Annotated in this window: 9 protein-coding genes; 2 read left to right on the plus strand and 7 right to left on the minus strand. The window is 70.6% G+C overall.

All coding sequences use genetic code 11. The features are described from left to right. Positions 1 to 4: 4 nt before the first annotated feature. Positions 5 to 2,236: an MMPL family transporter gene (locus ABCR83_RS07005; RefSeq protein WP_462693932.1), complete on the minus strand. Its 2,232-nt coding sequence runs from the start codon at positions 2,234 to 2,236 to the stop codon at positions 5 to 7. Positions 2,237 to 2,346: 110 nt separating this feature from the next. Further along, positions 2,347 to 2,919, minus strand: a complete 573-nt coding sequence (locus ABCR83_RS07010) for a TetR/AcrR family transcriptional regulator (protein ID WP_462693954.1) — start codon at positions 2,917 to 2,919, stop codon at positions 2,347 to 2,349. 199 nt (positions 2,920 to 3,118) lie between these two features. On the opposite strand from ABCR83_RS07010, the gene ABCR83_RS07015 reads away from it, so the two are divergent. Then, the gene (locus ABCR83_RS07015) at positions 3,119 to 6,379 is read left to right on the plus strand and encodes a S41 family peptidase (protein WP_462693933.1); all 3,261 of its coding nucleotides are present in this window, start codon (positions 3,119 to 3,121) and stop codon (positions 6,377 to 6,379) included. Between the two features lie 72 nt (positions 6,380 to 6,451). Here ABCR83_RS07015 and ABCR83_RS07020 read toward each other — a convergent pair whose 3' ends face one another. The 3 genes from ABCR83_RS07020 to ABCR83_RS07030 form a co-directional block, all read right to left on the minus strand. Beyond that, on the minus strand, positions 6,452 to 6,622 hold the full coding sequence (locus ABCR83_RS07020) for a hypothetical protein (RefSeq protein WP_462693934.1): 171 nt from the start codon (positions 6,620 to 6,622) through the stop codon (positions 6,452 to 6,454). A gap of 77 nt (positions 6,623 to 6,699) precedes the next feature. After that, the gene (locus ABCR83_RS07025; RefSeq protein WP_462693935.1) at positions 6,700 to 7,584 is read right to left on the minus strand and encodes an SDR family oxidoreductase; all 885 of its coding nucleotides are present in this window, start codon (positions 7,582 to 7,584) and stop codon (positions 6,700 to 6,702) included. Then, the gene (locus tag ABCR83_RS07030) at positions 7,581 to 9,077 is read right to left on the minus strand and encodes a flavin-containing monooxygenase (RefSeq protein WP_462693936.1); all 1,497 of its coding nucleotides are present in this window, start codon (positions 9,075 to 9,077) and stop codon (positions 7,581 to 7,583) included. The genes ABCR83_RS07025 and ABCR83_RS07030 overlap by 4 nt, the downstream gene beginning before the upstream one ends. Before the next feature lie 120 nt (positions 9,078 to 9,197). Here ABCR83_RS07030 and ABCR83_RS07035 point away from each other — a divergent pair, with 120 nt between their 5' ends. Continuing rightward, positions 9,198 to 9,986 carry a MerR family transcriptional regulator gene (locus tag ABCR83_RS07035; RefSeq protein WP_462693937.1) on the plus strand — a complete coding sequence of 263 codons (789 nt, stop codon included), beginning with the start codon at positions 9,198 to 9,200 and terminating at the stop codon, positions 9,984 to 9,986. A gap of 16 nt (positions 9,987 to 10,002) precedes the next feature. Here ABCR83_RS07035 and ABCR83_RS07040 read toward each other — a convergent pair whose 3' ends face one another. Further along, complete coding sequence (locus ABCR83_RS07040; protein WP_462693938.1) at positions 10,003 to 10,392, minus strand: VOC family protein; 390 nt, start codon at positions 10,390 to 10,392, stop codon at positions 10,003 to 10,005. 129 nt (positions 10,393 to 10,521) lie between these two features. Beyond that, entirely contained in the window at positions 10,522 to 11,658 is a 1,137-nt protein-coding gene (locus ABCR83_RS07045; RefSeq protein ID WP_462693939.1) for an rRNA adenine N-6-methyltransferase family protein, read from the minus strand. Positions 11,659 to 11,873 lie beyond the last annotated feature (215 nt).

Consider the following 11,873-nt stretch of genomic DNA (forward strand, 5'->3'; position numbering starts at 1 on the left):
CGGGTCAGACGCGGGTCAGCCGGGGATCCGCATCCGGATCGGGGTCCGCGTCGCGGTCCGCCCGCTGCGCCGGGACGGCCAGCTTCTCGCCCTCGACGTCCACATTCGGCAGCACCCGCTCCAGCCAGGACGGCAGCCACCAGGCCGCCTTCCCCAGCAGCGCCAGCACCGCCGGCACGATCGCCATCCGGACGATGAACGCGTCGAAGAAGACCGCGATCGCCAGGCCGAAACCGATCATCTTGATCATCGATTCCGAGGAGCCGATGAACCCGGCGAAGACGCTGATCATGATGACCGCCGCGGCGGTGACGACCCGCGCACCGTGCCGGAAGCCGGTCACGATCGCCTCGCCGGGCCGCTCCCCGTGGACGAACGCCTCTCGCATCCGGGTCACCAGGAACACCTCGTAGTCCATCGCGAGGCCGAACACGACGCCCACCATGAAGATCGGCATCATGCTCATGATCGGCCCGGTCTCCTCGACCCCGAAGAGCGAGCTCAGCCAGCCCCACTGGAAGACCGCGACGACCGCGCCCAGGGCGGCGACCACCGACAGCAGGAAGCCGAGCGCCGCCTTGAGCGGCACCAGCACCGAGCGGAAGACCACGATCAGCAGCAGGAACGCCAGGCCCACCACCAGCGCCAGATACGGCAGCAGCGCGTCGTTCAGCTTCTGCGAGACGTCGATGTTCATCGCCGTCGTGCCGGTGACCAGCACCGTGGCGCCGGCCTTCGCGCCGGCCGAGCTGCCCTTGTCGCGGATCTCGTGGACCAGGTCCTCGGTCTTGCTGCCGCTCGGCTTGGACTTGGGCACCACATTGAACAGGGCGGTGTCGCCCGCCTTGTTGAACTTGGCGGGGGTGACCGCGGCGACGTCGCCCAGCCCGCCGACGGTCTTGGCGACGGTCTGGGTGGCGCCCTTGACGTCCTTCCCGGCGCCCGCCCCGGCGCCCGCGTCGACGACCACCATCAGCGGGCCGTTGTAGCCCGGGCCGAAGCCCTCGGATATCAGGTCGTAGGCCTTGCGCTGGGTGGTCTTGACCGGCTGCGAGCCATCGTCGGGCAGCCCCAGCTGCAGCGAGGCGGCGGGCGCGGCGAGCGCGCCCAGGCCGGCCACGCCGATCAGCAGCACCACCAGCGGCCTGCGCAGTACGAAGCGGGCCCAGCGGGTGCCCATATTGGGCTTCCCGCCGGCCGACGCCGCGCCCTCGGGCGCCTTGCGGACCTTGCGGGCCAGCACCTGGCGCCCCGCGAAGCCCAGCAGCGCCGGGATCAGGGTGAGCGCGATGAGCACCGCGATGACGACCGTACCGGCGGCGGCCACACCCATCTTGGTCAGCATCGGGATGTTGACGACCGCGAGGCCGACCAGCGCGATGACAACGGTGAGCCCGGCGAAGACCACCGCGGAACCCGCGGTGCCGACCGCTCGTCCGGCCGCTTCCTCGCGCTCACGGCCCTCGGCCAGCTCGGCCCGGTAGCGGGAGACGATGAACAGCGCATAGTCGATGCCGACCGCCAGGCCGATCATCATAGCGAGCGTCGAGGTGTTGCCGGACAGCCCCAGCGTGGAGGCCAGCGCGGCGATCGAGGAGACGCCGATGCCCACGCCGATGATCGCGGTCAGCAGCGGCAGCCCGGCGGCCACCAGCGAACTGAAGGTGATCAGCAGAACGAGCGCCGACACCACGATGCCGATGATCTCGGTGGACCCGGTCTCCGGCATCTGCTGCAGGGCGCTGCCGCCCATCTCGACCTTCAGCCCGGCTTCCCGCCCGTGCTTCTGCACCTCGGTGAGCTTGTCCCGCGAGGCGTCCGTGAGGTCGGTCGACTTCACCTTGTAGAGGACCTGGGTGTAGGCCGTGGAACCGTTCCCGCTGATGGTCTTCGCCACGTACGGGTTGGGGGCCGCGGCCACCTGGGGGCCGGTCAGCTCGGCGACGGCCCGGTCGACGGCGGCCTTGTTCTTCGCGGAGGTGATCTTCTTGCCATCGGTGGCCTGGAAGACGATCCGCGCGGAGGCGGCATCCGCCTTCTGGCCCGGGTAACGCTCGGCCAGCAGGTCGAAGGCGTGCTGCGCCTCGGTGCCCGGGATGGAGAAGCTGTCGTTGGTGGACTTGGACGCGGTGGCGGCGCCCGTACCGGCGAGCCCCAGCAGTACCACCCATATCAGGGCGACATACCAGCGGCGCCGGAAGGCAAGCCTGCCGACTTTATAGAGGAAGGTGGCCACGAGGCGTTCTGCTCCCGTCGGATCGGAAATGAAGCGTTTTCTGGCGGTGGGGAACCAGCCCGACGACGAGAGCGGCGCGTCAGGTGGGAGTTATGGGGGGTTGCGGGGGGTTATAGGCCGAGTGCGGGGAGGATCACGGCGTCGATATAACGGGCCAGGTAGTCACGGTCCGCGGAGCGGTCCTCGATCATTGGCCGGGCGACGAAGGCGCCGAGCATCATATGCGCGACATATTCGAGCGCCGGGCTGTCCCGGGAGACCTCGCCCCGCTCGACCGCGCGCAACAGCATCCTGTCGAGCGCGGCCTTCTCGGGTTCGATCAGCAGCTCCCTGAGGGCCCGATGGAGGTCCGGGTTGGCGTGGATCGCATGCCCCAGCCCTCGCATCAGGGCCGCGTCCCGCTCCATCTCGGCCTCGTCCGTGTGGGCCGCCATCGCCAGCAGATCACCGCGCACCGTGCCGGTGTCGATGTCCTCCAGGCTCAGCGGCTTGTTGTGCCGCAGGGCGCTGACGACCAGCTCGGGCTTGCCCTTCCACTGGCGGTAGAGGGTGGCCTTGCTGGAGCGGGTACGAGCCGCCACGGCGTCCATCGTCAGGGCCTCATAGCCGACCTCGCGCAACAGCGCGAGGACCGCCGCATAGAGCTCGCCCTCCCGTTCGGGGGTGAGCCGGGTGCGGCGCACCGACGGCTTGGGTGTTTCCGGCAGCATGCCACGCCTCCCCTCGGAGCCCATCGAACTCGGAGCCAATCGAACGAAACGGTTTCGTACAGCACTTCGTACAGTACGAGGGTAAGCCCGCCCGGAACGAAACCGAGCCGTTTCGATGGTGTTCTCCATCACGGACCGAGTTGCCGGGGGTTCCCGGGCCCGAAACGATGGTTTGGTGACCGATGCCTATCTCCGGTTCCCGCATCTGCACGGCGATCTGCTCTGCTTCATCGCCGAAGACGATCTCTGGCTGGCGTCGGCGGCCCCCTCCGCCGGGCGGGCCTGGCGGCTGACCGTCGACCGGACCCGCCTGGGTCATCCCCGTTTCTCGCCCGACGGCCGGCACATCGCCTTCACCAGCTGGCGCAGCCTGGACCCGGAGATCCATCTCGCCCCGGTGGCCGGCGGACCGGCCCGCCGGCTGACCTACTGGGGCAGCAGCGACGCCCGGGTCTGCGGCTGGACCCCGCCGGACCACGAGGGCCACAGCGACATCCTCGCCGTCTCCTCGCACGGCCAGCCCTTCTCCTACTTCTCCTGGGCCTACCGGCTGCCCACCGACGGCAGCCCCGGTGGGCGGCTGCCCTGGGGCCCGGTGGCCGACATCGCGATGCGCGGCACCGGGGACGCGCCCGGCCAGGCGCTGCTGCTGGCCGGAAAGCCGCCGCATGAGCCCGCCGCCTGGAAGCGCTACCGGGGCGGGGCCACCGGGCGGTTGTGGCTCCGGGACACCCGGCTGGTGCCGGATCTGAACGGCCATCTGGACTCGGTGATGTTCGTCGGCGACCGGATCGCCTTCCTCTCCGACCACGAGGGCGTCGCCAACCTCTACTCCTGCCTGCCGGACAGCTCCGATCTGCGCCGCCACACCGACCACCAGGACTTCTACGCCCGGCACGCGGCCACCGACGGCACCCGGGTCGTCTACCAGTGCGCGGGCCGGCTGTGGCTGGTCGACGACTTCGGCCCGGACGGCACCCCGCGCAGGCTGGACGTACGGCTCGGCGGGCCGCGCGCCGGACGCCGCCCGTACCAGGTGCAGGCCGCGCACCATGTGGAGTCGCTCTCGGTGGACGGCACCGGCCGGGCCAGCGCCGTCCAGGTGCGCGGCAGCCTCTACTGGCTGACCCACCGCGACGGCCCGGCCCGGGCGATCGCCGACACCCCGGGGGTGCGGGTCCGGCTGCCCGAGATGCTGGGCTCCACCGGCCGGGTCGCCTATGTCACCGACGCGGAGGGCGAGGACGCCGTCGAGATCGCCCAACTGCCGCGCGCCACCGGCCCGTCCGCACCGCGCCGGCTGGCGGCGGGCCGGATCGGCCGGGTGCACGAGACGCTCGCCTCGCCCGACGGCGAGCGGCTGGCGGTCGCCGCGCACGACGGACGGCTGCTGCTGGTGGACACCTCCCCGGAGGGCGACGGCGGCGTCAGCGAGCTCATCCAGTCGGCCAACGGCCCGGTACGGGACCTGGCCTTCTCCCCCGACTCGGCCTGGCTGACCTGGTCCCACCCCGGCATCGGCCGCTCGCTGCGCCAGATCAAGATCGCCCGGCTCATGGACCGGCTGATCGTGGATGTCACCAACGGCCGCTTCGAGGACGAGCAGCCGGTCTTCACCCGCGACGGCCGCTATCTCGCCTTCCTCTCCTGGCGCGGCTTCGACCCGGTCTATGACGTGCACACCGGCGACCTGTCGTTCCCGCTCGGCTGCCGCCCGTATCTGGTGCCGCTGTCCTCGGCCACCCCCTCGCCGTTCGCGCTGACCACCGAGGGCCGCCCGCCGGGTGGCGGCCTCGACCTGGACGGGGACGGTGACGGTGCGGCGGACGGGTCGGTGATGGTGGAGGTGGAGGGGCTGGAGAGCCGGGTGACGCCCTTCCCGGTGGCCGCTTCCAAGTACTCCCACCTCCACCCCGTGCACGGCGGCGGTCTGGTCTGGCTGCGCTGGCCGATCTCCGGGGCGCTGGGCGAGACCTTCGCCAATCCGGCCGACACCTCCGGACGGCCCACCCTGGAGTACTTCGACCTGTGCAAGGCCAAGCGCACCGAACTCACCGGCTCCCTGGACTGGTTCGTGGTCAGCGGCGACGGCACCCGGCTGGTCGTCAACGACGAGGGCGAGCTGCGGGCCGTGCCCGCGACCGAAGCCGCCGACTCCGACTCCACCGTCTTCATCGACATGCGGCGCATCCTGCACGAGGTGGACCCGGCCGCCGAGTGGCGGCAGGCCTATGCCGAGGCGGGCCGCATCGTCCGCGCCTACTTCTGGGAACCGGGCATGTGCGGCATCGACTGGGACGCGGTGCTGGAGCAGTACCGCCCCCTGGTCGAACGGGCCGCCTCCCCCGACGACTTCGCCGATCTGCTGCGCGAGGTCCTCGGCGAACTGGGCACCTCGCACGCCTATGTCACCGCCGCGCGCCGCAACGAGGGCCCGCCGCACTACCAGCGCGCCATCGGGCTGCTCGGGGCGAACCTGATCCACCGCAAGGACGGCTCCTGGACGGTGCGGCGCATCCTGCCCGGCGACTCCTCCGACTCCAAGGCCCGTTCACCACTGGCCGGTTCGGGCATCCGGGAGGGCGCCGCGCTCACCCATGTCGACGGCCGCCCGGTGGACCCGGTCACCGGGCCGTACCCCCTGCTGTCGGCGGCGGGCGGGACGACCGTCGAGCTGACCTTCCGCCCGCCCGAGGGCGACGGCCCGCCGCGCCGGGTGGCCGTGGTGCCGCTGGTGGACGAGCGGCCGCTGCGCTACCAGGACTGGGTGGCCAAACGCCGGGCGGTGGTACGGGAGTTGAGCGGTGGCAAGTGCGGCTATCTGCACATCCCCGACATGGGCGGCTCGGGGTGGGCCCAGTTCAACCGGGATCTGCGGATGGAGATGTCCCGGCCCGCGCTGATCGTCGACGTACGGGGCAACGCGGGCGGCAACATCAGCGAGCTGGTGGTCGAGAAGCTGACCCGGACGATCGTCGGCTGGGATCTCACCCGCGGCGCCCAGCCGGTGTCCTATGCGAGCAACGCCCCGCGCGGCCCGGTCGTCGCCATCGCCGACGAAATGACCTCCTCCGACGGCGACATGATCACCGCGGCCTTCAAGCTCCAGGGCATCGGCCCGGTGGTCGGCCTGCGCACCTGGGGCGGGGTGATCGGCATGACCGGCCGCCACCAGCTGGGCGACGGCACCTCGATCACCGTACCGATGAACGCGGCCTGGTTCGACGCCTATGGCTGGGGCGTGGAGAACCACGGCGTGGAACCCGACATCGAGATCGACCGCACCCCGCTGGACTGGGCGGAGGGCCGCCACAAGCAGCTGGACGACGCGGTGCGGCTGGCGCTCGACCTGCTGGAGCGGCACGGCGCCGCAACTCCCCCGGACTACTCGGCCGTCCCGGACCGCCGCCGGCCGCGGCTGCCGCCGCGGTAGGGGTGCCTGCGCCCGGGACACCCCAAAGGGCGCGCCGCACAAGGCGAACGCGCCCCTCGGGGGGAGGTGGGATCACTGCTCGTCGATCTCGTCCTGGATGTCGTCGAAGGACCGCTGACGACCCTGTTCCTCCCGCAGCTTGTCCTGCGCCTGCTGTCCCCGCTGCTGCGCCTGCTGCTTGGCTTCCTGTGCCTTCTGCCTGGCCTGCCGGGCCTTGTCTTGCATCTCGTCCTTGATGCCCATGGGGGTTCGCTCCTAAAGGGAGATCGGGAATCGGGCCGCGACCAGCCTCACACGCCGGAACGAACACCGCATTTCGATCAGTTACGCTCCGTGCGCGCCCGCTCGTCCGCCGCTCCGCCCGCGCCCACCAGCCCCGCCCGCAGACCCGTCACCCGCGGTGCGAGGCGGCTCATCTCGCGCTGTCCGCCCAGGGCGAGGACGCCGGGCAGCAGGCCGCGTACGCCCTGCAGCCCGCGCAGCCACCCCTGCCCGTACACATGCGCGGAGCGGCGCTCGATGCCCGCCACCAGCCGGTCGGCGGCGGGGCCCAGCGGATAGGTGCGGTTGGCGGGCCAGGGCAGCCGCGCCCGCAACTCCCGCATCACCGGGTTCTCGTCGGCGCCGCGCACCATGTCGGTGTCGGTCCAGCTGAGATAGGCGACCCCGACCCGCACCCCCCGGTGGCCGACCTCGGCGCGCAGGCTGTGTGCATACGCCTCGACGCCCGCCTTGGACGCGCAGTACGCGGTCATCATCGGCGCCGGGGCGAGCGAGGCGAGCGAGGCGATCTGCAGCAGATAGCCCCGGCTCTCGGCGAGTACGGGCAGGAAGGCGCGGCCGGTGACGGCACTGCCGATCAGGTTGACCTCGATGACCCGCCGCCAGGCGGCGGGATCGGAGTCCTCCAGCGGACCGCCGGCGGCCACTCCGGCGTTGGCCACCACGATGTCCACCTTGCCGAACCGCGCCTTGACCTCCCGGGCCACCCGGGCCATCGCCTCATGGTCGGTCACATCGGCCTGCCAGTACCCGGACTCGGAGCGCAACGACCCGGCGACCCGGCGCAGTTCATCCGGCTCCAGCCCCACCAGCGCCAGCCGCGCCCCGCGCGCGGCCAACCTGCGGGCGAGCGCCTCGCCCACCCCGCGCGCCGCCCCGGTGACCACGGCGACCTGTCCGTCCAGCGCGAACCGACGGCTCATCGGACCGCCTCCTTCGCCCTGGCGGTGCGCCGGATCCGCAGCACCTCGTACTCGGCGAGGTCTACCCGGCGGGTGGCCCTGCGGAACTCGGCGGTGGTGCCCGGCCAGACCACGGTGTTGCGCCCCTGGGAGTCCAGGTACCAGCTGTGGCAGTTGCCGGTGTTCCAGACCGAACGTGCCAGGCGCGCCTGGAGCATCCGGTTCCAGTCGCGCACCGCCGAGGGGCGGGCGTCCAGCGCCGCTTTGCCGCCCAGCACATCCAACTGCCGCATGAAATCCACCAGATAGTTCAGCTGGGACTCGACGATCAGGATCATCGAGCTGTTCCCCAGACCGGTGTTGGGGCCGATGACGGTGAGGAAGTTGGGGAACCCGGCGGCGCTGGTGCCCCGCAGCGCGGCCATGCCGTCCTTCCACTCCTCGGCGAGGGTGGTGCCCGCCGCTCCGGTGATCCGCCGGGCGATCGGCAGGTCGGTGACCTGGAACCCGGTGCCGAAGACGATGGCATCGGCCTCGGCCCGGGTGCCGTCGGCGGCGATCAGCGTGGATCCGCGCACCTCGGCGAGACCGGATGGCACCAGGTCCGCATTGGGCCGGGTGAGCGCCGGATAGTAGTCGTTGGACAGCAGGATGCGCTTGCAGCCGATCCGGTAGCCGGGGGTGAGCGCCGCCCGCAGCCCGGGGTCCTTGACGGCCCTGTGCAGATGGGCGACGGCGAGCCGCTCCACCAGCCGCATCTCGTCAGGCCGCTTGGCGAAGGCGCCGACCTGCAACTCCCTGATTCCCCAGAGCAGTCCGCGGCGCATCGCCCGGGTGGCGGGCAGCCTGGTGTGCAGCCACCGCTCGGCGGCGGTGATGGGACGGTCGGCGCGGGGGACCACCCAGGGCGGGGTGCGCTGGAAGAGGCTGAGCCGGGCGACCTCCGGCTGGATGGCGGGCACGATCTGGATGGCCGAGGCACCCGTCCCGATCATGGCGACGCGCTTGCCGCACAGTTCGTATCCGTGGTCCCAGCGGGCCGAGTGGAAGACCTTGCCGGGGAAGCCCTCGATGCCCGGGACATCCGGGATCTTGGGGTCGGCCAGCGGTCCGGTCGCGGACACCACCACATCGGCCGTCAGGCTGCCCTGCGAGGTCTGCACCTCCCAGTGCAACTCCTCGCCGTTCCAGCGCAGTTGCCGCACCTCATGGCCGAGGCGCAGATGCGGCCGGAGGCCGAAGGTGTCGGTGACGCGCTCCAGATAGGCCCGGATGTGCGGCTGTCCGGAGAAGTTGCGCGGCCACTCGGGATTGGGTGCGAAGGAGAACGAGTAGAGGTGGGACGGCACATCGCAGGCGCAGCCGGGATAGGTGTTGTCCCGCCAGGTGCCGCCGACGGCGTCGGCGCGCTCCAGGATGACGAAGTCGGTGATGCCCGCACGGCGCAGCCGGATGCCCGCACCCAGCCCGCCGAGCCCGGCCCCGATCACCGCCACCCGCATGTGCACGGTCATGCCGTTGCCTCCCGGATCGTCCAGCAACCGCGCCAGTGATTACTGGCACGGTGGGAGCGTAGGGCAGGGACCGGCCGGACGACAGGGGCCGGACGCAGGGAAGTTGCATACCCTGCCCGGGTGAGCAACTCCGAGACACCGCCCGGCGGGAAGCGCGAGTACGGGCAGCGCGAGTACCGGCTGACGGAGCTGGCCGCCGAGGCCGGCATCACCGTGCGTACGCTCCGCTTCTACCGCGAGCGCAAACTCATTCCGCCACCGCGCCGGGAGGGCCGCATCGCCTGGTACAACGGCCATCACCTGGCCCGGCTGCGGACCATCGCCGCGCTGCTGGAGCGGGGCCACACCCTGGGCGGCATCGCCGAGCTGATGGCCGCCTTCGAGCGCGGGCGGGGCATGGCCGAACTGCTGGGCCTGAGCGGCGCGCTGGCCGCCCCGTGGTCCGAGGAGACGCCCGTCCGCCTCACCCCCGAGGAACTCGCCGCGTACTTCGCCGACGAGGTCACCCCGGAGAACCTAGCCGACTCGCTCGACATCGGCTATCTCGCCGTCGACGGCGACGAGGTCGTCCTGGTCAGCCGCCGGCTGCTGGACGCCTCGACCGACCTGGTGCGCCACGGCGTACCCCTCTCGGCCGTGCTCGCCGCCGGCCGCCGGGTCCGCGAGCATGCGGACGCCCTGGCCGAAACCTTCACCACGCTGGTGCGCACCCATGTGCTGGCCGACGTCCTGGGCCGGGCGGCAGCGGGCGAGCCGCTGCCGCCGGAGGAGATCGACCGGGTCGGCAGGGTGCTGGACAAGCTGCGGCCGATAGCGAAGACCGTGGTGGACGCCGAGGTCGCGCTGGCGATGGACCGCCGGATCCGCTCCGAGCTCGAGGCCTGGCCCGGCACCCGCACCGATCCGTGAATCACGCCCCGGCAAGCTACCGCGCACCGCTCCCATAGGGCCGGGTGAGGATCTCCAGCACATGCCCGTTCGGATCCCGGAAATACGTCCCGCGCCCGCCGTCATGGTGGTTGATCTCGCCCGGGCGGTCGAGGGCGGGAGCGGGGTAATAGGTGATCCCGGCGTCCTGGATCCGTTGGAAGATGGCGTCAAAATCCTTCTCGGACACCAGGAACGCATAGTGCTCCATGGTCACTTCACCATGGTCGGGGCCGGCGAAATCCAGGGTCACGCCATTGTCGGTGGCCACGGGAACGAACGGGCCCATGGGGGCCCCGACTTCCAGGCCGAGGATGTCCGCCAGGAACTTGGCAGAGGCGTGCTTGTCACGACTGCGGACGATGGTGTGGTTCAGCTCGATGGGCATATGACCTGCCTTCGGAGACTGCTGCGATCACCCCATGTAAGCAGTTCATGACAGTGAAGTTACAGGCCGGGCAGCGGATTTCAGCCCAAGGACGGAGGGGGTTTCGGCCGGTCCTAGGACTTCCCTGGCTCAGTACGTCGGAACGGGGTCTTCCGCCGTGTTGTGCCATACCAGGTGATGCGTTCGGTCACCGTCGAGAGTGACCGTCACTCCGAAGTCGTGGTACCTGGGCCTGCCTCGGTCGCGCCACCACTCCAGGGCCGCAAGGACATCAGACACGAGATCACGTGGCCCGAACTCGACCGTCCCGTTCTCGGTGACCATCACCCAGGATTCACGGTCCTCGGTGACGATGAACCATCCCTTGCCGGACTGCCGGACACAGGTGACGCCGGGCAAGGCGACAGCCAGTGCGAACTCGCCATGATGGTCCACGTCGGACATGTCCAATGGGGCCCGGACCGCCTCTGCCCTCTCCCGAGTGCTTTCCCACAAGGCGGGGACATCGAGCCGGTCCTGGCGCTGTCCGCGCACGACCATGAAGTTCTCAAGGCCGTGAAACCACCCCTCAAGACGCCGATCGCTTTTCTTGCGAAGCCACATCAGCCCAAGACCCCGATCATTCGGAAGCCAGGGAACGACCAGCTCGCCGTCCCCGGTCAGCTGGCCGAACCAGGCCGCCGGTACGCGGCGGACCGACGCCGTGGAGATCAGCCGCGAGTACGGGCCGTGATCCGGTACCCCGAGTTCCCCGTCACCGTGGATGGTCTCAGGCAGATACCCGGCTGCCCGAAGACGGTTTCCGGCGTGGAGAGTCAGCGCCCGGTCGACTTCAACGGAAACCACATTCCTGTCGCCGACGCGCTCACACAGCAGAGCCGTGTTGTAGCCCGTGCCCGTACCGATCTCGAGAACACGGTCGGTGGGCCGGGGATCCAGCGACCGAAGCATGTTCAGCACCGCGCCGACCGAGCTGATCGAACTCGTGGCGGTGAGCCCACTCCCGTCGTCGGCAACCTCCCCGTCATCCACCTGGGTGACCAGCGGCTCGGTAGGGTGGTAGACGAGCTCGCCCCACAGTTGAGGATCGTCGTTCCGGCTGACCGGCCGCCACCGCCCCTCGCGCTGTGTCCATACGGTCTCGGGTACGAACCAGTGCCGCTGAACTCTCCCGAACGCGGCACGAATCCAGGGATCGTAGAAGAGCCCCCGCTCCGCCAGCGATTGAGCAAGCCGCCGACGGAGGGTGCTGAACCTGTCGGTCAACTACTTGTCCTTACGGTGCGACCCGGAGTCTCCTCCACCGATGGTGGGGGACTGCCCGTCCGTGTTGTCCGGGGGCCCTTGCGGGGGACCCTGCGGCTCGTCCTTCTTGTGATCTCCCATGGCCTTGCCCTTTCTCTCGAATGGGTGGTGGTGCCGCGGAACCGTTCCTATTCAGTGAGCAGGAGTGAGTCTTGGACCCACACCTGGTCACTGCG

This window comes from Streptomyces xingningensis, from assembly GCF_054957865.1.